The organism is Citrobacter sp. Ce006 (genome assembly GCF_030336535.1).
GTDB classification, from domain to species: Bacteria; Pseudomonadota; Gammaproteobacteria; order Enterobacterales; family Enterobacteriaceae; genus Citrobacter; species Citrobacter europaeus.
In genome coordinates this window covers 192,790-219,586 of the sequence record NZ_JAOWDO010000073.1, presented here as the reverse complement: position 1 = coordinate 219,586, position 26,797 = coordinate 192,790, and the positions used below count along the sequence as shown (strand labels likewise).

The 26,797-nt window shown below is 55.9% G+C and carries 28 protein-coding genes; 18 read left to right on the top strand and 10 right to left on the bottom strand.

The features are described 5' to 3' along the window. The 7 genes from OGV94_RS19760 (at window position 1) to OGV94_RS19730 (ending at window position 7,858) form a co-directional block, all read left to right on the top strand. A complete protein-coding gene (locus OGV94_RS19760) occupies window positions 1–354 on the top strand; it encodes a TIGR03750 family conjugal transfer protein (protein ID WP_045292315.1) in 354 nt (117 codons plus the stop codon). Beyond that, a complete protein-coding gene (locus tag OGV94_RS19755; protein WP_045292317.1) occupies window positions 351–1,010 on the top strand; it encodes a PFL_4703 family integrating conjugative element protein in 660 nt (219 codons plus the stop codon). The genes OGV94_RS19760 and OGV94_RS19755 overlap by 4 nt, the downstream gene beginning before the upstream one ends. Beyond that, complete coding sequence (locus OGV94_RS19750; RefSeq protein WP_286524131.1) at window positions 1,007–1,774, top strand: TIGR03749 family integrating conjugative element protein; 768 nt, start codon at window positions 1,007–1,009, stop codon at window positions 1,772–1,774. The genes OGV94_RS19755 and OGV94_RS19750 overlap by 4 nt, the downstream gene beginning before the upstream one ends. Continuing rightward, window positions 1,771–3,066 carry a TIGR03752 family integrating conjugative element protein gene (locus OGV94_RS19745; RefSeq protein ID WP_286524129.1) on the top strand — a complete coding sequence of 432 codons (1,296 nt, stop codon included), beginning with the start codon at window positions 1,771–1,773 and terminating at the stop codon, window positions 3,064–3,066. The genes OGV94_RS19750 and OGV94_RS19745 overlap by 4 nt, the downstream gene beginning before the upstream one ends. Further along, window positions 3,063–3,422, top strand: a complete 360-nt coding sequence (locus OGV94_RS19740; protein ID WP_286524125.1) for a TIGR03751 family conjugal transfer lipoprotein — start codon at window positions 3,063–3,065, stop codon at window positions 3,420–3,422. Before OGV94_RS19745 ends, OGV94_RS19740 begins: the two co-directional genes overlap by 4 nt. Then, window positions 3,419–6,067 (top strand): conjugative transfer ATPase, encoded by a 2,649-nt coding sequence (locus tag OGV94_RS19735; protein ID WP_286524122.1) that lies wholly within the window; start codon window positions 3,419–3,421, stop codon window positions 6,065–6,067. The genes OGV94_RS19740 and OGV94_RS19735 overlap by 4 nt, the downstream gene beginning before the upstream one ends. A gap of 288 nt (window positions 6,068–6,355) precedes the next feature. Further along, window positions 6,356–7,858, top strand: coding sequence for an ATP-dependent nuclease (locus OGV94_RS19730; protein ID WP_137365081.1), 1,503 nt, complete (start codon window positions 6,356–6,358; stop codon window positions 7,856–7,858). Window positions 7,859–8,105: 247 nt separating this feature from the next. On the opposite strand, the gene OGV94_RS19725 is transcribed toward OGV94_RS19730, so the two are convergent. Both OGV94_RS19725 and OGV94_RS19720 read right to left on the bottom strand, forming a co-directional pair. Continuing rightward, window positions 8,106–8,342 (bottom strand): helix-turn-helix domain-containing protein, encoded by a 237-nt coding sequence (locus OGV94_RS19725; RefSeq protein ID WP_162680360.1) that lies wholly within the window; start codon window positions 8,340–8,342, stop codon window positions 8,106–8,108. Window positions 8,343–8,424: 82 nt separating this feature from the next. Next, window positions 8,425–8,655, bottom strand: a complete 231-nt coding sequence (locus OGV94_RS19720; RefSeq protein ID WP_105889579.1) for a helix-turn-helix domain-containing protein — start codon at window positions 8,653–8,655, stop codon at window positions 8,425–8,427. 103 nt (window positions 8,656–8,758) lie between these two features. Here OGV94_RS19720 and OGV94_RS19715 point away from each other — a divergent pair, with 103 nt between their 5' ends. From OGV94_RS19715 to OGV94_RS19695, 5 genes are all read left to right on the top strand, one after another. Further along, window positions 8,759–9,034, top strand: coding sequence for a helix-turn-helix domain-containing protein (locus OGV94_RS19715; protein WP_286524102.1), 276 nt, complete (start codon window positions 8,759–8,761; stop codon window positions 9,032–9,034). Between the two features lie 112 nt (window positions 9,035–9,146). Continuing rightward, window positions 9,147–9,671 carry a PTS glucitol/sorbitol transporter subunit IIC gene (gene srlA, locus OGV94_RS19710; RefSeq protein WP_286524098.1) on the top strand — a complete coding sequence of 175 codons (525 nt, stop codon included), beginning with the start codon at window positions 9,147–9,149 and terminating at the stop codon, window positions 9,669–9,671. Beyond that, window positions 9,668–10,039 carry a PTS glucitol/sorbitol transporter subunit IIA gene (locus OGV94_RS19705; RefSeq protein ID WP_286524095.1) on the top strand — a complete coding sequence of 124 codons (372 nt, stop codon included), beginning with the start codon at window positions 9,668–9,670 and terminating at the stop codon, window positions 10,037–10,039. Before srlA ends, OGV94_RS19705 begins: the two co-directional genes overlap by 4 nt. After that, on the top strand, window positions 10,036–11,016 hold the full coding sequence (gene srlE / locus OGV94_RS19700; protein WP_286524092.1) for a PTS glucitol/sorbitol transporter subunit IIB: 981 nt from the start codon (window positions 10,036–10,038) through the stop codon (window positions 11,014–11,016). The genes OGV94_RS19705 and srlE overlap by 4 nt, the downstream gene beginning before the upstream one ends. 10 nt (window positions 11,017–11,026) lie before the next feature. Continuing rightward, entirely contained in the window at window positions 11,027–12,043 is a 1,017-nt protein-coding gene (locus OGV94_RS19695; protein WP_286524085.1) for a Gfo/Idh/MocA family protein, read from the top strand. An 80-nt stretch (window positions 12,044–12,123) separates the two neighbouring features. Here the strand turns inward: OGV94_RS19695 and OGV94_RS19690 are convergent, their stop codons facing one another. The 7 genes from OGV94_RS19690 to OGV94_RS19660 form a co-directional block, all read right to left on the bottom strand. Continuing rightward, complete coding sequence (locus OGV94_RS19690; RefSeq protein ID WP_286524082.1) at window positions 12,124–13,164, bottom strand: ParB/Srx family N-terminal domain-containing protein; 1,041 nt, start codon at window positions 13,162–13,164, stop codon at window positions 12,124–12,126. A gap of 58 nt (window positions 13,165–13,222) precedes the next feature. After that, window positions 13,223–14,182, bottom strand: coding sequence for a fimbrial protein (locus tag OGV94_RS19685; RefSeq protein ID WP_286524079.1), 960 nt, complete (start codon window positions 14,180–14,182; stop codon window positions 13,223–13,225). 17 nt (window positions 14,183–14,199) lie between these two features. After that, window positions 14,200–15,153 (bottom strand): fimbrial protein, encoded by a 954-nt coding sequence (locus OGV94_RS19680; RefSeq protein ID WP_286524077.1) that lies wholly within the window; start codon window positions 15,151–15,153, stop codon window positions 14,200–14,202. Beyond that, entirely contained in the window at window positions 15,150–17,657 is a 2,508-nt protein-coding gene (locus OGV94_RS19675) for a fimbria/pilus outer membrane usher protein (protein ID WP_286524076.1), read from the bottom strand. The genes OGV94_RS19680 and OGV94_RS19675 overlap by 4 nt, the downstream gene beginning before the upstream one ends. Window positions 17,658–17,667: 10 nt before the next feature. After that, on the bottom strand, window positions 17,668–18,348 hold the full coding sequence (locus tag OGV94_RS19670) for a fimbrial biogenesis chaperone (RefSeq protein ID WP_286524074.1): 681 nt from the start codon (window positions 18,346–18,348) through the stop codon (window positions 17,668–17,670). 103 nt (window positions 18,349–18,451) lie between these two features. Beyond that, window positions 18,452–18,964, bottom strand: a complete 513-nt coding sequence (locus OGV94_RS19665) for a fimbrial protein (RefSeq protein WP_009654430.1) — start codon at window positions 18,962–18,964, stop codon at window positions 18,452–18,454. Between the two features lie 368 nt (window positions 18,965–19,332). After that, entirely contained in the window at window positions 19,333–19,923 is a 591-nt protein-coding gene (locus OGV94_RS19660) for a tyrosine-type DNA invertase (protein ID WP_032718898.1), read from the bottom strand. A gap of 213 nt (window positions 19,924–20,136) precedes the next feature. Between OGV94_RS19660 and OGV94_RS19655 the strand changes: the two genes are divergently transcribed. The 4 genes from OGV94_RS19655 (at window position 20,137) to OGV94_RS19640 (ending at window position 24,910) form a co-directional block, all read left to right on the top strand. Beyond that, the gene (locus OGV94_RS19655) at window positions 20,137–21,069 is read left to right on the top strand and encodes a TIGR03756 family integrating conjugative element protein (RefSeq protein WP_286524071.1); all 933 of its coding nucleotides are present in this window, start codon (window positions 20,137–20,139) and stop codon (window positions 21,067–21,069) included. Window positions 21,070–21,077: 8 nt separating this feature from the next. Then, the gene (locus tag OGV94_RS19650; RefSeq protein WP_286524068.1) at window positions 21,078–22,442 is read left to right on the top strand and encodes an integrating conjugative element protein; all 1,365 of its coding nucleotides are present in this window, start codon (window positions 21,078–21,080) and stop codon (window positions 22,440–22,442) included. Then, on the top strand, window positions 22,439–23,941 hold the full coding sequence (locus OGV94_RS19645; protein WP_286524066.1) for a conjugal transfer protein TraG N-terminal domain-containing protein: 1,503 nt from the start codon (window positions 22,439–22,441) through the stop codon (window positions 23,939–23,941). Before OGV94_RS19650 ends, OGV94_RS19645 begins: the two co-directional genes overlap by 4 nt. Before the next feature lie 96 nt (window positions 23,942–24,037). Further along, complete coding sequence (locus OGV94_RS19640; protein ID WP_286524063.1) at window positions 24,038–24,910, top strand: phosphorothioated DNA-binding restriction endonuclease; 873 nt, start codon at window positions 24,038–24,040, stop codon at window positions 24,908–24,910. Between the two features lie 38 nt (window positions 24,911–24,948). On the opposite strand, the gene glgS is transcribed toward OGV94_RS19640, so the two are convergent. After that, the gene (glgS, locus tag OGV94_RS19635) at window positions 24,949–25,149 is read right to left on the bottom strand and encodes a cell surface composition regulator GlgS (protein WP_001561269.1); all 201 of its coding nucleotides are present in this window, start codon (window positions 25,147–25,149) and stop codon (window positions 24,949–24,951) included. Window positions 25,150–25,482: 333 nt separating this feature from the next. Between glgS and OGV94_RS19630 the strand changes: the two genes are divergently transcribed. Beyond that, window positions 25,483–25,773: a hypothetical protein gene (locus tag OGV94_RS19630; protein ID WP_014908067.1), complete on the top strand. Its 291-nt coding sequence runs from the start codon at window positions 25,483–25,485 to the stop codon at window positions 25,771–25,773. A gap of 64 nt (window positions 25,774–25,837) precedes the next feature. Then, complete coding sequence (locus OGV94_RS19625; RefSeq protein WP_286524060.1) at window positions 25,838–26,743, top strand: ArdC family protein; 906 nt, start codon at window positions 25,838–25,840, stop codon at window positions 26,741–26,743. The last annotated feature ends 54 nt before the right edge of the window (window positions 26,744–26,797 follow it).

Sequence of the window (26,797 nt, the reverse complement as noted above, 5' to 3'; positions counted from 1 at the left end):
ATGGCGACCATCCCCTTTCTCCCCGACCGCCTCAACCGCGAGCCCGTGGTCTGGCGCGGCCTGACCACCAGTGAACTGTTTCTGGCGCTGGCTCTCGGTCTTGGCGTCGGCTGCGTATTCGGCATTCTGCTGGCCCTGATAACCCACTACTGGCCGTTGATCCCCGGTTCAGCGCTGGCAGGTGCGGCATTACTGATTCAGGGCGGCGGACGCATCCTGGCCCGCACCAAACGCGGCAAGCCAGACACCTGGCTACCACAGGCAATCCTTGCCAGGCTGGAACGCCATCATCTTCGGGGTACGCAACTGATCCAGCACAGCGCTGTCTGGGTGGTGCGCAGGAGTCCGCGATGAGCCGCTTTCGCCATGCGCTGGCCGAGCGCGATAACCATATTCTGACGCTGAGGGCGGTGATTATTCTATTGTGCCTGTGTCTGGCAGGCGTCGGCTACGGCTGGTACCGCGCACCGCAAAAGCTCACCCTCTGGTTTCCACCGGACTTGCGCAGCGGCAGCACTCGTCCGTGGTGGGAAGTGCCGCCCGCCAGCGTTTACGCCTTCACTTTTTATATTTTCCAGCAGCTTAACCGCTGGCCGGATAACGGCGAGGAGGACTATCCCCGCAACCTCCGCTCACTGCGCGCCTACCTGACGCCCGCCTGTTACACCCGGCTGGAGCACGATTTTCAGGTGCGGCGCAACGGCGGTGAATTGCGCGAACGCACACGCGGCGTGTATGAGCTTCCAGGTCACGGCTACAGCAGCCTGGTGCATGACGGCGATAAACGCCCCTTCACCCGCGTCGAGACCTTAAGCCGGGATGCCTGGCGGGTGACACTTGATGTAGCGGTTGAGGAGTATTACCAGAACGAGCCGGTGAAAAAAGCGCTGGTGCGCTACCCGTTGCAGGTGGTGCGCTACGCCATTGATGCGGAGAAAAACCCGTGGGGACTGGCGATCGACTGTACCGATGCCGCTCCGCAGCGTCTGGTAGCGGAGGAGAAACAATGAAATACCTCTTCTTTGCTTTGTTATTCAGTCTCCCGGCCTTCGCCACGGAAGTGGTACAGTGGGAAAACATCCCGCTACCCATCGCGCTACATGTCGGGCAGGAGCGTATTGTCGACGTGGGTAAAGCAGTGCGCATCGGTTATCCCGCCACGCTGGAAGGCAAAGTGCGTCTGCAAAGCGCGGGCGGCAAGGTCTTCCTGCTGGCGAATACGGCGTTCCCGTCCACCCGAATCCAGCTACGTGATACCGGCAGCGGCGAGCTGATCCTGCTGGATATTCAGGCCACCCAGGGCACTTCGCCACCTGAACCCGTGAAAATTAGCTATGCGCCGCAGACGCCTGCCACAGCAAAAACGTCCGTCCCGGTGACAGCATCAACCGAGCCCCTGCCCATTCTGCTGGTACGCTATGCCGCGCAGAACCTGTATGCCCCGCTGCGCACCGTTGAAGCTCTGCCCGGCGTCACGCCCGCGCCCGTCCGGCTGGCAAAACTCATCACCACCTTGCTGCCTCAGCAGCCTGTTACGGCGACTCCACTGGCAGCATGGCAGGTCAACGCCACCACCGTCACCGCCATCCGCCTGCAAAACCAGAGCGGACAGCGCATCACGCTCGATCCGCGCGAGCTTCAGGGGCAGTTCACCGCCGCCGCGTTCCAGCATGACTGGCTCGGCCCGTGTGGTCTGGCAGAAGATACCACCGTGGTGTACTTGGTGACGGAAGGCCCGGTTTCCCGCGCCCTGCTGCCGGAGCCGAAACCATGATGCCGCGCCAGAGTCTCCTGCTGAAAATCCTGCTGCCCGTGATTGTGCTGGTAACGGTATGGCTGCTGCTGCATCCCGCCAGCAAAAACACCACTGAGAAATCCCCGTCCCGCAGCGTGGCAGCATTAACGCCGCAGGAACTGCGCGATCTGGGCATCGATGGCGACACGCCTGCCGATACCGTCGCCACGCTGGTCGGCCAGATGAAGCAGTACCGCCGCGAGCTTCAGGCTATCCAGAGCGATAATGAAAGCCAGCAGGCGCGCGAAAAGCGACTGAAAGCACAGCAGGCGACGCTGGTATCAGAGTTACGCGGGGATATGCGCAGGCAGCAGGACCAGATGCGCGATGAACTACTAAAAAGCCAGCGGGGATTGCTGGATAAGCTCGACCATCTGATGGCCAAGCGCCCGGACGATATCCCGCCCGGTCTGGGGCTGACGCCCGGCGAACTACCTGCCGACGTACAGCCAGATATCCGCTGGCTGGAGCCGCTGGATGCCCCCCCGCCTGTGGATGAAAAGCTGCTGCACGCCCCTCTGAAAGCGGCGGACAAACCACTGCCAAAACCTGACGTGAAGGTTTACACCCTGCCGCAGAACACCACGCTGACCGGCTCGGTCGCCATGACGGCGCTGATTGGCCGCGTGCCGCTTAACGGCACCGTCAGCGATCCCTATCCGTTCAAATTGCTGATTGGCGAGGACAACCTCACCGCCAACGGCATCGAACTCCCGGACGTGGCGGGCGCGGTGGTCTCCGGCATCGCTTCCGGCGACTGGACACTCTCCTGCGTGCGCGGGCAAATTACCTCCATGACCTTTGTGTTCCACGACGGCACCATCCGCACCGTCCCGCATGGCGGCAAATCCGGCAACAAACAGCAGGAGATCGGCTGGCTTTCGGATAACCAGGGACTGCCGTGTATTCCCGGCGAGCGCAAAAGCAACGCGAAGGAGTACCTGACCTCGCAGTTCCTGCTGGCGGGTTCCGGCGCGGCGGCGCAGGCCTTCGCCAATGGTGAAAGCACCACCGTGGTGGAGGACGGCAGCATCACCAGCGCAGTGACGGGCAACAACGGTCAGTACGTGCTCGGCCAGGCCATCGGCGGCGGATTAAAAGATACCGCCGACTGGATGAAACAGCACTACGGCCAGATGTTTGATGCGGTATATGTGCCACCGGGCCACAAGGTAGCGGTGCATCTCACCGAACCGCTGGCCATCGACTACGAGCTGGAGGGTCGCAAAGTGAAATACCAGCAGGCCAACACACCGGGGGGACTGGAATGATACGTGTCATATTAACATTGCTGTTTTTACTGGCTGGATGCAGCACCTCTCAGGAAGAGCTGATGCCAGTCGACCCCGATGCCAGCATGCTCTCACTGTGGCAGCAGCAAAGCGGTGGCAGCGCGGCCCTGCTGGATGCCCGCGCCCAGTTGCGCCGCCCGCCAGATGGTCCGGTGACACAACCCGAAGCGGACACCATCCGCAGCCAGTTCCCGCGCCTACCCAATCCGGATCTTGTGTTGTACGTTTTCCCGCACCTTAACGGCAATACACCGGTACCCGGCTACAGCACCGTCTTCCCCTTCTACACCCGCCCGCAGTATGCGCTGCCGGGCGAGCGCCTGACGCCGCCATGAGTGAACGGCGCGGCCTGACCGAACAGGCACTGGACGCCAGCTATTGTAAAGGCCCGTCATTTGTCGACTGGCTGCCGTGGGTGGAGTTTTTGCCGGATTCACAGACGCTACTGCTGGAGGATGGCCGTTCGGTGGGTGCAGTGTTCGAACTGACGCCTGTTGGCACCGAAGGCCGCTCGATGGCGTTTCTGGAGCAGGTCCGCGATACCGTCACTGACGCATTGCAGGATGCCTTTGATGAGCACGAACGTGCGCCATGGGTAGTACAGTTTTTCTGTCAGGACGAGGACGACAGTGAAGCGTGGCTGGCATCACTTGCCTCTTACGCCGCACCGGAAATCCGCGACTCCGCCTTTACCCGCGAATGGCTCACGCAGATGACAAACCATATGGTGAACCTCACCCGCGACGAGGGGCTGTTTTTCGATAACACCGTCACCCGTACCCGCTGGCGGGCGACGTGGCGGCGCACGCGGATGGTGATCTACCGCTTGCTGCCCGGCCTCTCGCCGGATGAACCGTCACCGGAAGAGACGCTGAATAATATCTGCGAACGGCTCACCGCCGGGCTGAAGGCGGCAGGCATCAGCGCAGTCCGTCAGAATGAGCAGGCCATTCACCGCTGGCTGGTGCGCTGGTTTAACCCTGCGCCTCCAGTGGAAGATAAAAAAGCCTTCTGGCGACAACTGGATTTACCGGAAGCAGAATCCCAGCCCGTCATCACCGATTTCGCCGAACGACTGCTGACAAGCGAGCCGCGCTCAGATGCGGAGAACGGTGTCTGGTGGCTGGATAACCGCCCACATAAAGTGGTGGTGGTCGACCGCCTGCGCAAAGCGCCGCCACCCGGCATGCTGACCGGAGAAACCACGCGTGGCGACGGTATCAACGCCCTGTTCGACCTGTTACCAGCAGGCACTATCATGAACCTGACGGTGGTGGTGTATCCGCAGGACAAACTGGAGCAGCACATCAGCCACCTTTCCGACCGGGCGATTGGCGACAATACCGATTCGGAATACACCCGCCGCGAGTGCCGCGATGTGCGCAGCTACCTGAAGGACGGGCATAAGCTTTACCGCAGTACGCTGGCGTTTTACCTGCATGCGCCCGACACCGATACCCTGTTTCGCCAGCAGCGACAGTTGCACAGCCTGTTACTCAACGCCGGGCTGGTGCCAGTGCAGGAGCAGCACGAAGTCTCCCCACTCAGCCACTGGCTACGCTGGCTGCCAATGTGTTTCGATCCCCTGCGCGATCCGCGCGGGCTGTATACCCGGCTCAACTTTGTGCAGCATATCGCCGGGCTGCTGCCGGTGTACGGACGGGAAACCGGCACCGGGCATCCGGGGATTTGCTACTTCAACCGTGGCGGCGCGCCGCTATGCTTCGATCCGCTGAATAAGCTGGATCGTGCCCAGAACGGCCACCTTTTACTTCTTGGGCCAACCGGAGCGGGCAAATCCGCCACCCTCAACGCCAAAATCGCGCAACTGATGGCGCTCCATCGCCCGCGCCTGTTTATCATTGAGGCCGGAAACTCATTTGGCCTGATGGCCGACTACGCCGCCGCCCACGGCCTGACGGTGAACAAAATCAGCCTGCGTCCCGGCTCCGGCGTTACCCTGCCCCTGTTCGCCGATGCCTGGCGACTGGTGGAACAGGCGGTTACCGACGCCGAACCGCCGGAGGACGAAGAGAGCGAGGGCGACGACCAGCGAGACGTACTCGGCGAAATGGAGATCACCGCCCGGCTGATGATCACCGGCGGCGAAGCAAAGGAGGATGCGCGACTCACCCGGCCGGATCGGGCGATGATCCGCCAGGCGATTATCGCTGCCGCGCATACCTGCTACGAGGAAAAACGCCAGACGCTGACGCAAGATATCCGCGATGCACTATTCACCCTTTCCCGCGACAGCAGCCTGCCGGAATCCCGCCGCCAGCGGGCATATGAAATGGCGGAATCCATCAACCTGTTCTGCGCGGGGTTTGAAGGTGAGTTGTTTAACCGCGAGGGCCAGATTTGGCCGGAGGCGGATATCACTCTGGTGGATCTCGCCACCTTTGCCCGCGAAGGCTACGAAGCACAGCTTGCCATCAGCTATATCTCGCTGATAAACCACATCAACAACCTCGGCGAGCGCGACCAGCATCTGGCCCGCCCTATCGTCAACATCACCGATGAGGCGCATATCATTACCGTTAACCCGCTACTGGCGCGGTTCCTCACAAAGGGCTCAAAGATGTGGCGCAAGCTCGGCATCTGGCTGTGGCTGGCGACCCAGAACCTGGCGGATTTTCCCGACGAGGCGAAGAAGCTGCTCAATATGATCGAGTGGTGGGAGTTGCTGGTGATGCCTCCCGAGGAGATCGATCAGGTGTGCCGGTTTAAGGCGCTGACGGAAGAACAGCGGCAACTGCTGCGCTCGGCGGTGAAATCACCTGGGCAATATACCGAGGGCGTGGTGCTCTCCCCACGAGTTGAGGCGCTGTTTCGGGTGGTGCCCCCAGCGCTCTATCTGGCGCTGGCGATGACCGAGAAACATGAAAAGGCTGAGCGAATGCGAATTATACGGGAGACGGGATGTAGTGAGGTGGAAGCGGCAATAATGTTAGCGGAAGCACATGTCCATAATTATTAACTTATTCCGTATCACATTTATACGACCCTCTATATCGTTACATACAAAATTTGTGCTCTCAATGATATACCCCCCTAGTTCTTATCGTGTTTAAAATCTGCCATTTTGATTACTGTCGCTTGAATAACAATAGAAAATATCGTAATGTTAATGCTGTGACGTTTAAAATATTATCTGACATTTGCATTAAACATGAGATTATTTGATAAATATCAGTGCGAAATTGATAAGTCACCAAGATAATTTAAGTTATAAAAACTAACATGCGTTCATGTATATGGAAAAGAAATGAGAATCGAAATAAAAAACTTAAAAGGTATTTCCGAGCTTAATTTCGACATCCCTGGCCAAGGGTTATGGCTCCTTACTGGTCTAAATGGCTCAGGCAAAACTAGCCTATTAGCCGCTTTGTATCGAATAAGACATAGTCGAGCTTTTCAAGATCATTACAAGACTACAGCGACACAAGAAAAATTAGATACTTTCAAAAATGCAAGAATTACATATAAGATAAATGGAAGTGAGGTTACGTATTCCTATGGAGGGAAAAGATGGCCACCAACGCCAAGAGCAAACGCTAATATTTTATCTAATTTTCCTTACGCAAGCATCCATTTTATTCAAGCTAACGGTAACAGAGTGGAGCCTTATGCTGATGAAATAACGACTAGAAGAATAAAGGATGTAAGCTCAGGAGTCTGTAGCTTCTTATCTTATGTACTTCATAATAATAACTGGAATTCCTTAAAATTTGTTAATACCAGACGAGGCACTGGAAACCAAGCATTCCTTCTTCCCTATAGGGCTGGAAGAGAAACTCATTACTATTCAGAAAAAAACTTCAGTCTCGGAGAACTATGCATCCTGAAACTTGCGCAAAAAATAGTTGATGTAGAAAACGGCTCATTGATTCTAATAGATGAAGTTGAGATGGCCTTACACCCACAAGCACAAGTTCGTCTGATCAATAAGTTGAATGAGATAGCTAGTGATAAAAATTTGACAATAATTTTTTCAACTCACTCATCAACTCTAATCAAAAATACAGATAAAAAGAAAATAATTTTCATTTCAAAAGATGAAAATGGAGTATGTACAACTATAAGAGATGTATTTCCTGCACATGTTCTCGGAGAAATAGCTTTTGATGAAGAAGTTAAGAGTGATTTTATTTTCTTCGTAGAAGATGAAGAAGCAAAATTACTATTAGAGCAACTTTGTGGAAAATTCGAAGAGAATAGAACAGCTCATAAACCTATGTTTAAAGTTGTTCCAGTTGGTGGATACTATCAAGTTATGCAAATGCTAGAGAGATCAGCGTTAATTATTCCTCAGCACGTGAAACGTCATATTTTTTTAGATGATGATGTTAGAACAGAGGCTCTTCCCGAGGCAAGAAGACGTAGATCACGTCCGATAACAGATTTATATGATCGGATTCAGAATAAAGTATCATTTCTACCTTGCACCCCTGAAATTGGTGTGACAAATATGCTCCAAAATTTTTACAACAACACAAACACGACTGAATTAAATATTAATCTCTATGGTTCAAACGTAAATATTACTAACCACATTATGTTACCAGAATATCAAAATATAACTGGCGACTCCCCTCGTAAAGTAGCTAAACAAAAATTAGATTCAATTGTAGGATATATTCGCACACATTGTGGTACTGACGAAAATACAGTTCGTCGGTTTTTGTATCGTAAATACATAGATCACCATTATTCGAGTGGAATAGCTCCTCTTATGCAGTTGCTTGGCCCTATACTCAATTCACGCTAGTGCTTTTTGAAATGCAAATAGAGTGCCTTAATATAAAATAAAGGCACTCCGTTAAAATAAGAACAATCAAGGATGATATGATTTTTTTAAATATCGTTAGGATGCCGGGTCATAAAATAAAAACTAACACTACACTTTTACGTTAATTAGGTCACAAACCTCTATTATTAAAAAATAAAACTGAGCACTTAAAAATATTTTTATTTGGACATTACTACAAAACCTCCGTTATTGAGGATGAAAGAAATCAGCTATCACACAATAACTTTTCTAAAATACTAACTGGATCAACACTCACCGCACGACAGAAACGAACAAACTCGACAACATCAAGACGCCTTTCTCCACTCTCTACCTTTGCTATAAATGACTGCGGCCTTCCGAAAACACTGGCAACCTCCTGCTGAGTAATGCCACAAGCAATCCGAGCTTCCCGGAGAGCTTTAATCACCATCTGGTAGTCATTTGAGTAGATAGAAGTCATCCCGGCAGCCTCAACTCTATATTAAGACTGACTATCCGGTGGCCTTGTCATTATCCCAAAACAGGATAATGACCCAAGCAAATTACTTCATAACTGCGTTCAGTATTTCTGCGGGATCAAGCGAAAGCAGGCGGGCAATAGTAGCAAATTCAATCACGTCCAGACGGCGCTCACCATTTTCCACCTTAGCAACAAATGACTGGGGTTTGCCGAGCGATTCCGCCAGTTGAGATTGAGTAATCCTACGATCAATCCTTGCAGAGCGCAGTAACTTTATAACTAACTGATATTCGTCAGAATAAATAGATGACATTCATAAAACCCGATTAATATCCCAAAATCGAATATCAGCCATTTACAAAAATATCCCAAAATGGGATATTTCATCAAATTTGTAACACAAGAAGGTAAACGAAATGGCTAAAAAAGACTGGCACCCCGCCGACATCGTTGCCGCCTTACACAAGCGTGGTACCAGTCTGGCGAAACTCTCGCGGGAAGCGGGACTGGCCTCGTCAACGCTGTCGAATACCCTGACGCGTCCGTGGCCGAAAGGCGAGTGGCTGATTGCCATCTCGCTGGAGCTTCATCCGTCCGAGATCTGGCCGGGCCGTTACCTCAATGCTGGAAATAAACGCCAACCCAAAAAACCGCTTCACCCCATGACAACAACCGACAACTCCGGGACATAACGACCCGCGCTGTGAGTGGCAGGACGCATTAACCAACGACACCTGACAGGAGAGTTGTTTATGCACACCGAACCACAACCATGCACCATCGCACTGAGTACAGGAGGCCGCCATGTTTCTGGTCTCCCTGGCTGAAGGCTTTATCCACCTGTTCCAGGCCGCAGGCAAAATCTTCCTCGACATGATGACCGGGCTTATCCCGATGCTCATCTGCCTGCTGCTGGCCATCAATTTCCTGATGAAGCTGGTCGGCACCGTGCGAATGGAGAAAGTTGCCACCCTGCTCGGCCGCTCGCGCATTCTCACCTACGGCGTGCTGCCGGTACTCGGCTGGTTCTTTATGAGCAGCCCCGGTGCGCTGACTCTCGGCAAGCTCTTACCTGAGAAGAGCAAGCCCGGTTATGAAGATGCGCTCGGCACCACCGCCCATCCGCTCACCAGCCTGTTTCCCCATGTCGTGCCGTCGGAGCTGTTCGTCTGGCTCGGCGTCGCTGCCGGGATCCAGGCGCTCGGTCTCCCGGTCACCTCACTGGCGCTGCGCTATATCGCGGCCGCCATGGTGACTGGACTGATACGCGGGATTATCACCGAGTATCTGTTCCTGCGTTTAAGCAAACGGGGGAGCGTGCCACGATGACCTACCGTGCACATATCGTCGCCGTCGGGGTATTTGTTGCCGACGGTCTGACCGACAAAATGCTCATCACCTTCGACAGCAACGGGCCGAAGGACTGCCTCGATTACTCGCTGTCGCTGGAGACCTTATTGCGGGAAGAGAGCCTGTTCATTCTGCCCGGCGACACGCTATTACTGGCCGGATACAGCTATCTCATTACCGCCGTGGGCAAAGGGGCGCAGCAGGCGCTGTTTGAACTCGGTCACCTGACCATGAAGTTTGACGGCGGGCTGAATGCCTTCCATCCCGGCGTGGTCCACCTCTCCGGTCCGTTGCCTGCGCTTGCGTCCCTGCACGGGGAACTGGTGATTGCGGAGGGACGCCCATGAACACGGTGCTTATTCCTCCCGGCCCCGGCGGCTATGGCAAGGGGCTGTGGCTGCCCGTCGCCAGTGGCAAGAAGGTGCTGTCGCTCACCGGACGCGAGATTCATCCGGTGGCGATAGAAATCGGCGCACTCACCGAGTCGGAAATCATCAATGGCTTTGCCAGTATTCCCTCGGATGAGGAACTGCTGTGCGTGGTGATTAACTGCGCCGGGTCCCTGAGATGCGGCCTGTACCCACAGAAAGGCATCCCGACCATCAACGTACTCCCAACCTGGCGCGCCGGGCCGTTGGCGCAGTTTATTACCGAAGAGAACTACGTTTCCGGCGTCACCCCGGAGCAACTGGTTCTGGTCGATACCGCCGAAGCACCAGACAGCGAGCCTGAGACAAAACCGGAGCCTGCACCTCGGGTTACCACCACTCCACCACCACCGCGCGGCGCGGAGAAGCTGGTGCGCATGGTCGAGCAGACCGGTACCGCCACCGGCCACGTTATCGCCCTGCTGTTCGCCGCCAGCCGTGAGGCGGTGGATGTGTCGCTGCGCAACGTCATCCCGTTTATGGCTTTTGTCTCGCTGCTGATAGCCCTGGTGCAGGAGACCGCACTCGGCAGCCTGATTGCCCACGCCCTGACGCCGCTGGCGAACTCGCTGTGGGGACTGGTGCTGCTGTCGCTCATCTGTGGCATTCCGTTCCTCTCCCCGGTGCTCGGGCCGGGCGCGGCCATCTCGCAGGTGATTGGCGTGATGATAGGTACACAGATTGGCGCAGGGGCGATATCTCCGGCTTTCGCCCTGCCCGCCCTGTTTGCCATCAATGTGCAGGTCGGCTGCGACTTCGTGCCGGTGGGACTCTCCATGCAGGAGGCGAAACCGGAGACCATTGCGAAGGGCGTCCCTGCCTTTCTGCTGTCGAGACAACTGACCGGACCGCTTGCGGTAATAGTCGGCTGGCTGTTTTCCCTGGGCTTATTCTGAGGACTCAACGATGAACAAAATCAAAGCCGCCGTGGTGGGCGCGGGTATCTACGGCAGACACCATATGAACGCGTACCGCCACAACCCGGACACGGTGCTGGTCGCCATCTGCGACACCGATACAGCGCGCTGCGATGACCTTGCCATGGCATACGGCGTGATGGGCTATACCCGGCTGGATGTCCTGCTGCAGGAGGAAGCCATCGACGTGGTCTCGGTGGCAACACCTGATCCGTACCACACCGAATCCATCCTCACCGCCCTGCGCTACGGCAAACATGTGCTGGCGGAGAAACCGCTCGCCACCTCGGTACGCGAATGCGAGCTTATCGTGGAGATGGCGCAGCAGCGGGACCTGCTGGTCGGCGTCGATTTCCACAAGCGCTGGGACCCGGCGGTGATGCGCATTAAGGCCGAACTGGAGAAACCGGAAGCCGGGCGGATCCTGCGCGGGCATATCAGCATGGACGACGTGATAAGTGTGCCGACGGAGTGGCTGGACTGGGCGGGCGCAAGCTCCCCGGTGTGGTTTCTCGGCTCACACTGCTTTGACCTGGTGCGCCATCTTTCCGGACAGGAGGTGGTGTCGGTGTACGCCGTCGGGCAGAAGCGGCTGATGGCTGAATGCGGCCTCGACACCTTCGACAGCGTACAGAGCCTGCTGACGATGGCCGACGGCAGTTCGTGGGTGGTGGAAAACTCGTGGGTGCTGCCGGAGGGCTTTCCGAAGGACAACGACGGGCGTATCGATATTCTCTGCGAGGCAACCTATATCCGCAGCACTTCACAGCATCGCGGGCTGGAAATCACCACGCCGGGCATGACGCTCACGCCTAACAGCTATTTCATCAACTACCGCAACGGCGTCGCCAGTGGTTTCGGTATCGACCCGATCAATGACTTTGTGCGGGCGATCATACATAAAGCGCCTTACCCGGTCACCGCTGTGGACGGACTGGCGGTCAGCCGTATTTGTGAGGCGGTACACCAGAGTCTCGAAAGTCAAAAACCAGTGTCATTAAAATAGTCGGGCAGCAGGGATGCTGGTATCCGCAAGCCCGTTTATTCTGTATTCCCTAAAGAATGCCGCCATTTGTTATCCTTAATTCAGCATTCATCGTTAACGCCATTAAGTACTCTGTCCCGATAGTCTTCCAACTGATGCCGTTGTAGATAGCTTTCTAACTCCTGTGCCCAGCGCGTTCCTTCGCCGAGCGTCGCGCGGCTATGGGTTGAGCCATAAAGATAGCGTGTATCATAAAGATTAATCAGCGTCTGATTTACACCATCGATTTTGCACTTAGGATTTTTTAGCTGCTGTTCTAAAGCCCGGACAATGCGGGCACGATGGTCTTGATCGGTAGCAAAATCCCGTTCCTGCAATTCGCTGAGCACCAGAAATGAAGGTGGAATTTCTTCTGCAATCGCTGCCTGTAAACGATAATGACCATCAAGAATAACAAATGATCCCAGTCCTGCTATATACCAGACAAGTACTGGAGGCAGCGCACCCTCACGGCATTTTTTACGCCACCATTTCAACCTTCCGGCATCAGGTTGTATCGGATAACGTCCGAGTAGTAAGCTACCTCCCCACCACCAATCCACTAATCGGACTTTGTCAGGATTAACCAAATAAGGAAAATCTTCGCCGTAGAGCGTCCAGCTACAGCCGATATCCCCGCTGCTTTCTGGGGCATCAAAACGCCAGCTATTTACAGGAACACGCTGTCCGGATAATTTTGGTAATGAATATTTGGCTTCCATCGGCCTTATCAGCCATCGGCGAGGAGACAGAAGAGGCACTGACGCATTCATTAATTGCCGGGAAAAATAGCGACACCATTCACCTGTCCAGGCACGTTCGCCTTTGTTATTAATACCCTCAATATCTTCAGATGTGACAGCCGGTAATAATGTCTGGCAAGCGGAATGATCGGCATTAAACACCAACCAGACACCAGAATGATCTTTCAACATCGATGCCCAGAATAATGTCTTCCCGGAGACCTGTAGCGCCATCCGCCCATAACGACCACTTAGCATTTCCATTGCCACGTCGGTCCTCTGGCTGCTCTTGAGTGTCAACTCCAGACCCTGCCAGTTATTATTGCGATCAAAAAGATCTTTCCACCAATATTGGGACATTATCATCTTCCCTGATAAACAGAGGGTTAGTCTAAAACCTTTAAAATTGTTCAGGTAGCTATTTATACGTCAGCGTAAATGTCGCCGTGGCATTGGCGGGCCCTGCCGTCACCGCTGAGGCCGTCTGGTAATAACGCGCCTTGAGCTGCACGGTCTCCATCCCGCCATTTGGCGAAGTATAATAATCCTTTACCTGCCCGAACTGCGCCGCGCTGTTGTCCGGTGCGAAGTAAAGCTGAACCCCAACGCCCGTCGCCGCGGTACTGCCGCTTTCGGAATCAATGGCCATCACGCCTGGCGCATTCGACGCATCTTTTGTGGCATCAATTTGCACATAAATATGCGCGCTTTTATTGCAGTCCAGCACGATATTAAACGCCTTCCACTCCGTGGTGTAGCCGACTCCGCTGAACTCCTGCCTGTTGTGATCGCCAAGCTGGACCGGCTCATCCACCGAGGTCACCGAGCAGGAGGCTGCAGTGACAGTGTTGGTGCCGTTAAGCGTGACGTTAGCAAAATAAAACTGGTTCACTACCGAGGCGCGCGCCAGCATACCGTCGGTTAACGTGCCGCTGGTGATATCTCCCGTTTTGATAAGCTCCCCTTTGATGCCATCGCCAGGAATAGATGCCCATGAGCCTCCGGCGTTGTAGGGGTAACTGCCTTCATAGGGCAGTACTTTGCCCGTTTGTGCTGCACTCAGACGTAAACCGACACCAACGAGGTTGGTATTGTAGACGCCGTTGCCATAGCCACTCAGCGTTCCCCATTGTGTCAACTCCCAACGAGCGGTCCAGGCCTCCCTGGTGCATCCTGCAATGGCATTGCCATTGTTATAAGCGCCTGTTACCGCTGTGGCGAGTACACTGTCTATCGGCGCATCACGCTGAACAACCACATTGCCGAAGTTCAGATAACCCGGCACTTCTCCGGACACGCCGCTGTAAAATGAACAACTGGCTCGGGCGATCGGTGAAACCACCAGCATCAACAGCATGAAACATATAACTTTTCTCATGTCATTGCTCCGGTGATTTACTTGTAGCTCAGCGTGAATGTCGCTGTGGCGTTCGCTTTCCCGGCCGTGATGCTCTGCGTTGTCTGGTAATAGCGCGCCTGAAGCTGAACATATTCGTTACCCCCTGATGGCGAGGTATAGTAATACCGCTCCTGACCGAACTGTACCGGGCTGTCTTCATAGCGATACCAGAGCTGAACGCCGACACCGCTGGCATTAACGGGATCGCTGTCGAGTTTAATGACGCCGGGTACGCCTGCGTCGCTATCTGCTGTGGCGTCAATACGCACATTAATTCGCGCGCCCTGAACACAACTCAGATTGATATTGAATGTCTGCCAGGCTGTTGCAGTACCCGGACCGCTGAACTCACTTTTGTCATGGTCGCCCAGCGGGACATTAACCGGATTAGTGGTAACGGAGCAGGATTCAGAGGTAATGGTATTTGTGCCATTCAAAGTGACATTGGCAAAATAAAACTGGTTTGCCACCGAGGCCCGCGCCAGCATACCGGTATCCAGGGTTCCGCCCGTAATATCGCCCGTTTTGATTAATTCAGCTTTAATACCATCAGCATTAATAATGACGCTGCCCGTTCCCATACTCTGGTCATAAGGGAGCAACTTTCCGGATGCAGTGTTTGTTAGCCGAAGCCCCACTCCTGCAATATTGGTGTTATAGACTTTGTTGCCCTGGGAACTCAACGAGCTCCATTTGCTCAGTTCCCAGCGATAAGTCCAGGATTCAGAACATCCGGCAATCGCCTGCCCACCGTTATAAGTCCCGGTTGTCGCCGTAGCTAGCACGCTGCCTATCGGCGCATCGCGTTGAACAGACACATTGCCAAATGTGACATAGCCGCTAATTTCTGAGGTTACACCGCCCGTAAAGGCGCATGACGCCCAGACCATCACTGGCAGAGAAAACATGATGACACTCGTAAGGGCCACAATGTAGCGAATAAGTTTCATTCCCGACACTCCTGCTCAGTTTCCGTTACCGGCGCGTTTGCGGCACTCTCCGGTAGCCGATAATGCACCACGCACTGCTGTTTTCCGTTCCAGTTCACCGTGATATCACCTTCATCCGGGACGCCCGTCAGGTATACCTGTCCATCATCGCCAACGATGCCGCTGCCGCCTTCCTTCATTTTCGCCTGAGCGCCGAACGGCACCGGCAACCCACGGTAAAGCAGCGTCATCAGTACGCGCCGTCCGACGCGGGTGTTGAAGTCTGCCATTACCACTGCACCCTGCGTTGGCGTCACCGTCTGCACGGCGGTGTCGATATCGACTCCATCGCCGAGCGTGCTGGTGTCCAGTGCGATGCGGTTTTTCCGGTAAGCGTTGACGTACGGCACGACCGCATAGCCGCGCCAGTCGGTATAGACCCCGGTATTATTCTGCACCTTCGCGTCATCCGCGCCGGGCGCTTTCACGATGGCAAGTGAGTCACCAAGCGGCTGGGAAAGGGTGACGCCATGCGGATGGACGACAATCCCCCCTTTCAGGCCATAGTTCACCTGCTGCGTGTCGTCGTCATAGTTGTAGCCGCCGATGATTTCCCCCTGCCCGCCTTTGTAGTCGGCGTTGATATTGCCGGAGCCGCCCACACCATGGTTGGTGTAGCTCTGCTGGAGGCTGTAGCTGAGGTTGTTATCGGCAAGCGCCGTCCCATTGAGGCCCACCTGCTGGCGGGTGTCGCCGTGCTTCGCGGTGTTGACGCTGTAGCTGGCCCACGCGTTCGGCATAAAGCGGCTGAGAGGAACCTGGATGCTGAACGCCAGCTGCTGGTCGGCAGGTTGGGTGCTGTCCGGGTAATCGCTGTAGCTGTAGGAAACGCTGTAGCTGATACCGTTGATATTGCCGTTCCAGCCGGTGCTGAGGGTGCGCTCGTAACCATCCTCATGCCAGTAATCCTGCTGATAGCCGGAAACAAAGAACGAACCGTAGCTGCCGATACTCTGGGTGAGATCGAGCTGGAGTTTCTGCCGCTTGTTGTATGTCAGCCGCCAGCCATCATCGCTGTCCGAGCGTAAGTCGTTTGCTTCCTGGAAGGTATAGAACCCTTCCGTGGAATAGCGGTACGCCGCCAGGGTGAAGCTGGTATCGGTGGCCTGAAAATCTTTTGAGTACTGCACCCGATACGACTGACCGTCGTGGGTTTCATCGTTATTAAGGGTGGTGTGCGCAGCGGTGATATCCGCGGAGACCGAACCCAGCTCGCCGAGACCAAACCCCAGCCCTGCCGCCCCGGACTGATAGTCCTCCGAGTACAACGTGCCGCCATAAATCGTGATGGCATGCGGCAGGCCGTAAATCGCTGTTATCTGGCCGAACTCCGGCTCATCGCTGTCGCTGTTGCCGCTGCGGTATTTCCCGGCGGTGAGGGCATATTTCAGACGGCCTTCACGCTGCATAATCGGCACCGCCGAGAACGGCTGGACGAAGGTTCGCTCGCTGCCATCGGCCTCTTTAATCGTCACCTCCAGGTCACCGCTGCCCGAGGTCGGGTAGAGATCGCTGATGGCGAAGGCCCCCGGCGAGACGTAGCTCTGGTAGATGGTGTAGCCGTTCTGCTTAATGGTGACCTGGGCGTTCGACTGCGCAATACCGCGGATGATCGGGGCAAAACCGCGCAGGCTGTCCGGCAGCATATTGTCATCAGACGCCAGTTGCGCGCCGCGAAACTGCACGCTGTCAAAGATATCGGAAGGCGTATAGCTGTCGCCGAGCGTGAGCTGCCCCTGCAGGCGCTGGATATCCCGCTGAAGATACGTGTTCACCGAATCCCAATGGCTGCCATTGTCCTCGTCGTAATTCCAGGTGGAATAGTTGCGCAGCCGCCACGCGCCCAGGTTCAGGCCGCTCTGCAGGTTGGCGTAGTAGTTATCATCGGATCCATTTTCCCCGTCGCGCCAGGTATTGCTGCCGCTGAGGTTATAGTTCAGCAGCGCGGCAGGTACGCCCTCGTCCCATTCGGACGGATCCACCCAGCCGCGCGCGGTGGCGCTCATCGCCGCCTGCGGGATACTGAGATTCAGTTGCAGTTTACTGAAACGCAGTTCGCTGGAAGCCATCGGGATATAGCGGCCAATATCCTCCAGCGGTTTGTCCGCTGGCAGTGTGAAAAGCGCAGGAAACGCGGCGGTGTTCACGCCCCAGGCTTTCAGCATTGCGGGAGTTAACTGCGCGGTGAGTTTTTTATCTGCCCCGGCAACAAAGGCAATATCCTGCGCCTCGCCCTGCTGCTCGCCGTTGACGTACACCGTCACCCGGTAAGTGCCCGGTAGCTGACAATCGGCTTCGGAAAAGGCGGATAAGTCAACGACCGCCTGGCCCGGACTGTCCAGCTCCAGCGCGTGGGTATTGAAGGTCTCGCGAGCTTCCGCATGACGCAGATAACCCAATAGCAGCACCATAATCAGCAACAGCGCCAGCAGGAAGATCATCAGTCGGGAATTCGGCTTATTCATATTCCCTCCTTCAGAGCTTACGGCTTTCGGTCTGACTGACGCCGCCGTAATCACTGATCGACTGCCAGGTCACTGTGGACGCCGTGGCCGATGGCAGTGTGAAGCTGACGCTGCCTTTCGGCGGCACCATATCGGCCTCTTTGATCTCCTGCCCGTCCACCTTTAAGGTGAACAAAGTGACGTAGTAAGACGTGGGATTGCTGACCGTAAGACGATTGCCGCTACGGGAGACCGACAGATGGTGGTAAGCCGTCTCCGGCAGTCCTTCCAGCCCCGCCGGGCGGTAAAAGAGTTTCAGGCGGGATTTCACCACCACCTGCAGAACGTTGTCATGCGGCACGCTGTCGTCGGTGGCGGGAATGGACTTCACGTTCAGCCAGAACACCGATTCCCGGTCTTCAGGCAGGCTCCCTCCAGTGCGCACAATGCGCAGGATGTTCTCTTCGCCTGGATTAATACGAAACAACGGCGGCGTGACGATAAACGGCGTTTTACTTCCCTTCATCCCGCTGTCTACCCAGCTCTGCACCAGCCAGACGCCGGATCTGTCGGGGTTACGTATAGAAGCGGAGGTCTCTTTTTTGTCGCCGTTATAAATGATCCGTGTCCCGCCAATGACAATCCCGGCCTGCGCCTGCACGGTAAATACGGCCAGCAATAGCGCCAGCAAAATGTCTGCATACCTGTTCATCTTGTTATCTCCGGACGAAAAAACCGCATCCCTGCGAAACGCTCCCTGTTATGCGGCGGCGCATGGGTAGGAGGAGGAGAATGCGCCCCGCGACGGCACAGCGTTATTTGTAAATGATGGTGAACTCAGAGGTACCGTTTGCTGTACCGGTGGTGACCGCCGGTCCTGTGGAGACATAGCGGGCGACAAAGTCGAGCGCATTTGCGCCTTCTGCGAGGGTGTAGTCGGATGAAGCGGAGTGCAGTGGGATGGCCGTGCCGTTTTTATCTGCGATCTGGATCCCAACCCCGGTGGCGATGCCCGTGCCACTGTCCAGCGCCAGCAGGCTCTGGTCGTTGTTATCGGATGTCCCGTCAAATTTCACATTTGCACCAGTGACCGTTTCCGGGCACTCGCTCACGTTGATGGTAAATTGCGTTGGCGCCGCTCTCATCCCCTTCGCCCCGTTAAGGGCGGTTTGGGCAACATTGCCGAGGTTCACCGGTAGATTCTGGGAGCCAGTGTCGATCTTGCAGGTCTGGTCGGTAATGCTACCGGTGAAATGGATGGTGCCGTCGGCGGCCATGGCATTAGCCGCCGCCAGCATAAAACACGCGCTTAACATCGTTTTTTTCATGTGTTTCTCCTTGATGAAAGAACATTCGGGACTCGGCCCCGCATCACTCTGGCGGTGAAAAAATCTGCATTAGACTTTCCCGTTAGTGCCAGAGTGGTGAGTTCAGGAGAAAATGATGTGGAAGAAGAGAATGAGAAATAAAATGCCATCGAGAGAGGAGCAGAGCTTGCGGAATGGCATAAAACAGTAAGGCGGTGAGCAAATGAAAACTGGCAACGTGGACGACTCACGCACGTTGCCAGCAGGGTACCAAAGGTGTGTTAAGCTGCATTAGATCGGAATAATTATTTAAAAACAGAGAGATAATCCGTTATCAAAAGGGGTCTCAGAAAAATTTTGACACTTTGCTAAATTTTTCTGATACTACTTTACATTCTGGCACTAATTGTGTGGTTTTCTCTCATATTCCCCCAGACATTCATAAATCTCTGCGTATTTGTCGCCGTATAAATCACCGTATGCCGGATGTTCCGGTGCCCCAGATAATCCTGTATCAGACGCGTATCACGCCCCAGGTCCGCCAGCGCGTAGCCGCATCCGTGCCTCAGCATATGGGGATATGCGGAAATACTGACACCGCCCAGTTCGCCGTAACGTCTGAGCAATAACCTGACCTGGTGACGCGACAGCGGGCCTCCTTTCTGCGACAGAAAAAGCCAGTCGCTGTCTGCCTCCCGCCAGCGGCGGCGCACCTTCAGCCAGCGCATCAACGCGGGCAATTCGGCATCAAACAGCGGATGCTGCGTTGAGAGACTGTTTTTAAGCCGTCGGACATAGACCGAACGCCCGACCAAATCGATATCCGACAGGCGCATCCCACACAGTTCACTGACCCGCAGACCGTGTAAAAAACACATCTGAATCAGGCAGTAATCCCGCTCAAAATGGATCCCTCTGTCCGCTGCAAGCAGTATCTGTCCCACTTCATGGCGGGTCAGATGTTTTCGTTTTACTGGCATAGGTCTTGCTCCTTAAACACAATAAAAAATGAAGAAAAAAACAGGCCGGAACCACTTTCGTAGCCCGGCCTGAACCACAGAATAGCACCAGAAAGCCCAACAAAAGTTGATGCCAGACTCAACAATTTTCACGGGCGGGCTCCAGTTTTCAGCAGTGATCTTATGGGCATTGCGCTACACCCGGCAGAAGAAAACTCTGTTGCTGGAGGCGTTATGCCAGACCGCTTTTCTCTTCTGTTGCCCCTGATGCTGTGCGCCGCTTTCCCGCTCAGAGCCATTACCACGCCGGAAATCGCCGCTTCCGCCCTATCGCCGGACTGCGTGAACTATCGGGTGGTCGGCCTGTGCTACTGGCTCTATTGCACGCCGCTCGGTTGCTCGGTACGCACGTCGGTGAAGGTCAGCCATTTCCGTCCGGACCTGGTGGTATCGGCCTACAGCAACACCGGGCAAAATCCGTGGACGGAGATGTCGCTGCTCAGTCCGGCGTTACCCGGCATTGCAGAAGGCGGCGGTGATACTCATCCCCGCGCCGCAAACCAGCACAGTAAGATCCGCTTTAAGAATGCCGATGCCATCGGCTTCCCGGCAGGCGATGAACTGGCGACGTTTTTCACCCAGTTTGGTTATATCTGCTCGCCGTTATCGCAGCCTTTTCAACCGTACTTTCTGAGTCAACTGGATGCGCTGGCATGGCGCAGCGGTGTGCCGGAAATGACATACCCGGAGGCGCTGACGCCTGGCATGCGGGAAGTCGGTCAAAACGGTGATATGTGGGGCAATATCTATCCCCGTGCCGGAGCCATCAGCCAGACGCACGACTATAAAGCCGCCGCCGTTATCGCCCAGCGCGTGGCCGATCTGGTGACCCGTACCGGGCAACCGCATATCTACACCCCGCTGACGGCCTCATCCCGCGCCGGGTACTGGCCGCCCTCCCCGGTTATCGAAGGCGACAGCGATAACCATCGCTGGCAGATGCTCACCCCGAAAAAATCCGCCGCCTGTTCGGTGTTCCCGGATGGCAGCGCCACCGACACCTACGCCGACAAACTGGCGGAGAATGGCGCGTACGCCTGGACGCTGTGGCGGCCCTATAAATGCTGTCCGCGCCGGGGGCAAACCTTCCTCGGCAGTACGGGTTAACGGAGGCGATGATGAGAGCGCTTTGCCTGGTCTTACTGTTTTTCGCCTGGGTTTGCGTGGCGGCAGACGACTACAGCTTCCGCACGCGAGGCGCAGTTGACGACCTGCTTTACTACCAGATTGGCGGCGGTGAAGCCGTCATGCCGCCTCCGGTACGCCGTAGCCCTTCACCGCTTAGCGTGGGCATTGGCTGGAATGCCGATATGATGTGCGGCAATTTTGACATCGACACCACGGTACGCAACCAGCTAAACGGCATCACCGACGGCTTCCAGCAGCTGATGGGCAACGTTATCCAGAGTGCCACCGGGGCGGTCGCCAGCCTGCCCGCGATGATTATCCAGCGCGCCAATCCGCAGCTTTATGATCTGCTGACCAACGGCGTGCTACAGGGACGGCTGGATTTTGATAAGTCGCTGCTGAACTGCCAGAAAATGGCGGAGAAGATGACCGATTTAGCGACAGATTCCGCCTGGTTTTCGGGAGCCAAAGCGGAGAATTACCAGTCCCTCGCCGCCAGCGATAATGACGCCATCCGCACCGACCAGAAAGCGGCAAAAGAGGCCGCCGAAAAGGGTAAGCGCTGGGTGGGCGGCGAAAAGCGCGGCGGCAAAGGCCAGCCGCCGATTAAGGTGGTGCATGACGCCACCGCCGCAGGCTGGAATATCCTCAACCAGCAGCCTGCCACCAGCACCATGTCTCTTGCCTCCTCCGAATGCGACGGAGAACTTTGTAGCACCTGGACATCCCCTGAAGAGGCCGCCGGATGGATGACCCGCGTGGTTGGCGAGCAGACTATCAGCGTCGCGCTGGTCACCGACGATCCGGATGCGAGTTCCGGCGCACAGGCGGGGATCGGCCTGCATCCGCTGATCGACGAAGAAAAGGCGAAGATCCTGCCCCTTCTGACGGATCTGGTTAACGGCAGCCAGAAACCTGGCTTCGACAATTTGGCGAAAGCCTCCGGCGGATCCATGCAGCTAACCCGCGGCGTGGTCGAGGCGCTGCGCGACGATCCGGATGTTGCCGTCCTCACCGAACGGCTGGCGGGAGAACTGGCGCTGGCCCGCGTCACCGAGCAGGCGCTGCTAGCCCGGCGCACGTTGCTCGCGGGCATGCGCGAGCCCAATATCGCCAACGTCAAAGAGGCGCAGGGGAGCCTGAGCAAAACCACCGCCCAACTGGATGAAGAACTGAGTCAGTTAAAGCTGGAACTCGATTTCCGCCAGGCGCTGACGCGCAATACCGCAAGCCTTATCCTGCAACGCAAACAGCAGCGCGACCAGCTTCAGGGTCAGGCGGTGGAAGTGCCGGACGATAGCGATCGCCGCCTGCACAATCTCAATAATCCACAGCCGGACAGCCCGCGATGACCGCCAACAGCTATTTCGAGTACGTGCTCACCCTGCTCGGCTGGCTGGTGAACAACGGCGTGTGGCAGACGCTGACCGCCACCGGGCTATTCGCCCTGCCCCTGCTGGCAAAACTGGTTGCCCTGTGGCTTAAAGCGCGCGGCCAGGGGGCGGATGAAGGCAACGTCGCCCGCCTGCTGGTCGTCTGGGTGGAGCACTCGCTCTACAGCGCCCTGCTGGTGATCCTCTTTGCGGGCGTGCCGTTCCTCAATGTCGATATCAATACCCTCACCTACGACAGCCAGCGCACAAAGCAGTGCGGCTGGTCGGTAGTACAGCCCGGTGATTCCGGCTATGCACCGCTGATCAACGAACTTAGCGGCCAGAGTGCTTCCGTTCCGGTGTGGTGGTACTTCACGCATGCACTGGGCAAAGGAATCACCAGCGCCGCCGTCGCGGTGCTCCCCTGCAAGCCGGACCTGCGCCAACTGCGCTTTGAAGTGCAGCACACCCGGATCGCCGATCCGGCGCTGGCGCAGGAGTTACAGGATTTCGTTAATGACTGCTATGGGCCGTCGCGCACACGCCTCAAAAGGCTGGGCAGCGATATCAGCGAGGAACAGAGCCGAGAAGTGGACTGGGTGGGATCGTCTTTTTACCTCGCCACGCCGGGCTATTACGACCACGATCACTCCCGTTCACCGCGCGCCGCCTGGCCTTATGACGCCAGCCGCGACGACGGTCTGAGTGATACGGGTGGCGGTGGCTATCCAACATGCCGGGACTGGTGGGCCGATGGCGATACGGGGCTGAAAAATCGGCTACTGAAGCAGGTCGATACCACGCTCTGGCTGCAACTACAAAAACTGGGGCAGTCGAAAGAGGAGTATGAAGAGGCGGTACTGCGCTCACTGGTGAGCCCGCGCAATATGCAGGTGTCGCAGGGCGGGCTGGTGTACAACGGGTTTGGTGGGAGTGCGGGGGATAATTTAAGCCAGACGCAGTTGCTGAGTCGTGTGGGCGGGATCATCGGCGCGGGACTTTCCAGCTACGCCCTGTTTCCGGCTTTTGATAATGTCCGCCAGGCGCTACCGATGGTGCAGGCGTTCCTCGAAATGGCGCTGGTGATCTGTATCCCGGTGATCCTGCTGTTCTCCGCATGGGATCTGAAGACCGTGATCACGCTGAGCTTTGTGCAATTCGCCCTGTCCTTCCTTACCTTCTGGTGGGAACTGGCCCGCTGGCTGGATAACTGGCTGATGCAGATGATGTACGACAGCGATACCCACTCGTACTTCAACCTCTGGGGCCTGCAAAACACCTCCGACGATCTGATTGTGAATATTATTATGGGCGTGATGTTCCTGGTGTTACCCGCATTCTGGCTGGGTGCGCTGACGTGGGCAGGCGTAAGGGTCGGCGCAGCAGTCGCCGGGGTGATGGGCAGCGCGGTCGGCGATATCCGCAGCGCTGGCGAACAAGTCGGGAAGATGATCGTCAGTAAAACACGCATTCCCTGAAGATTTCGTACTGACGGTGTGATGAACGGGGCTTGAGTCACCGGCATTTTGCGAGCATGATCGCAATAACATCAGCCTGTTACCCGGTTCATTCTTATGATCTCTCCTGAAATGCTGCAATCCGCCATCTCTAACGTCTCTGTCTGGCGTCAGGGTGACGTATGCGCGCCGCATAAACCGCTACTGCTGTTGTATGTACTGTCGCAGTACAAAGCAGGCCATTCACGCCTGTTTAACTATGGCCTGGAGATCCACGAACCGCTTACTCGCCTGCTGAAAGAGTTTGGCCCTAAACGGCGCACCGATTACCCCAATATGCCGTTCTGGCGGCTGCGAACAGATGGATTCTGGGAGATCGCTCACGCGGAAGGTTGCAAACCGCGTAAGGGCAATACTCAGCCGACAAAGAAAGAACTGATTGATAACCAGGTGGCGGGCGGCTTCGATGAGGCGGCTTACCAACAATTGCTGGCCCACCCTGAGATGATCGACCAGTTGGCCCAGAAGATCCTCATCGATCGCTTCCCGGAAAGTATTCAGCGGATCCTTGCCAACCAGTTGGGATTCGATTTTATCGATCGCTCCAGGAACCGCGATCCACGTTTCAGGGATATCGTTCTTCGCGCTTACCACTCACGGTGCGCGTTCTGCGGTTACGATCTCCGGCTGGATGGTGCGCTGGTTGGTATTGAAGCGGCGCATATTCACTGGAAAGCATATGGTGGTCCGTGCGTGGTAAATAATGGCCTGGCGCTCTGTACATTACACCATGACGCGTTTGATATGGGGGCATTCGGGCTGGATGAGAGTATGACCATCCGCATCTCCGGCGGCGTCAGTCGTAGTCCGGTGGTAGACCATCTGTTCTGGCACCGGGACGGCCAGCAGTTATTCCTCCCTTATGACAAAACGCAGTGGCCTGCTGAACAGTATGTTGGCTGGCACCGTAAACAGATTTTCAAAGCCTGAAAATACGCAACGGGCCGTTAAGCCCGTTGTTCGTTATATCACCGCAGTTCTATCACTCTCGCCCGCTCAGCCTGCTTTCGGTAGTGGTCGTATCTCTCCCGGAACCATGCTTGCTGTTCATCACTCATATTGCCGGTCACGGCATCGATATCCACTGGCTGGCCCAGGGCGTGCATACGGGCAAAACTGCGCGCCAGAAAATCAAAATTCTTTAATGCGTTTATATCTTGTCGGTTCATTAGCATATCCCTCCAGTCATGGTGATTACTGTTCAAGGTCATATGCTTTTCTGATTTCAGTATCCGCCTGAAAAAGATCATTTTTTGAGCGATGTGTGCGCATCAATCTGCCTGCGTTCACATTTCAGGAACGACAAAACTCTTCAGTCCCGGTAATGATTTTCCCCTCCCTTTTATCACCCGCACAGAAAACACTACCGCCAGCCATGCAGTAAGTTCGCCATGTATCCGGAAGGTGCGAACGGCGCAGATGCGCAGGATACCCGTACTATTCCATCCCGCAGGGAAATGCCCTGCGAAGGGTATTCCCTGCTCATTTACAGGAGAAACACCATGTCGCTTTTCGATAAAAAACCGTCGTTAATGCCGGTGGTTATCGCCCCTGATGTCTGGCAATCCGCTGTGGAATTTCCCGCCGACCCGCAGCAGGTGGAAGAACGGCTGGGCAATCTGTTGCTCGCCGTACTGCTGACCCTGCGTACCGCCGGGACGTCCCGCAAGAAAGTCACCTTTACGATCTACTGCCAGCCGCCGCAGGGCGATATGAAAGTCCCTGTCGCATTACCGCTGTCGCTCAACTATCACGGCCACTACGTGCAGGTCTCGATGGCTGAACAGGCATAACCTCTCCCCGCCGGAGTCGCTTCCGGACGGAGGCAGCTCCGGCTTCTTCCATGAGGATCGCACAATGGACAGAAGCAACGATATCTACCAGAAAGTCACCGACCAGATTATTGCTGAGCTGGAAAACGGCAATGTGCCGTGGATCCGCCCGTGGCGCGATGGCGAGCCGCCGTTCCCGATCAATGCGTTATCCGGTCGTCCGTATCACGGCATTAACGTGCCACTGCTGTGGAACAGCGCCGACAAGCAGAGTTTTGCCAGCGACCGCTGGCTGACGTTCCACCAGGTCAGCGCGCTCGGCGGGCAGGTACGCCGGGGGGAAAAATCCTCTCTGGCGGTGTTGTATCTGCCGCGCACACAGGAAGAGACCGATGCACTCGGCCAGCCGTTGCTGGATAAAGACGGCGAGCCGAAAGTGCGGAATTTCGGGATCATTCGTGAATTTCGGCTGTTTAACCTGTCGCAGTGCGACGGCCTGCCGCAGTCGCTGTCCGAGCCGTTTACCCGGCCCGCAGAGCCTGTGGAGATGGCCGAAGCCATTGCGATGAATAGCGGCGTAACGCTGCGCCATCGCCGCCAGTCGAAAGCGTATTACAAACCCGCGACTGACCTGGTGATGATGCCGCACCCGCAGCAGTTTGAAAGCAGCGAGGCGTACTACGCCACGCTACTGCATGAACTGACGCACGCTACTGGTCACGCTTCACGCCTCAACCGCCCCGGTATTGCCGGAGCAGAACGCACCGAAGCACTCTACGCCGCTGAAGAATTAGTGGCGGAGATGGGTAGCGCCTTCCTGTGTGCCCATTGCGGCATTCGAGGCAGGCTCCAGCACGCCAGCTATATCGGCTATTGGCTGGATATCCTGCGCCAGGACAAGCGGACAGTGATCCGCGCCAGCGGTATGGCGCGCCACGCCAGTGAATGGCTGCTCAACGCGGTACCACAACCCTGTCAGCTTAGCGCCTGACAGCCCACCCGAACGGGAGTTTTCCCCGCCGGGGAATTGCTCCCCTTTTTTCTG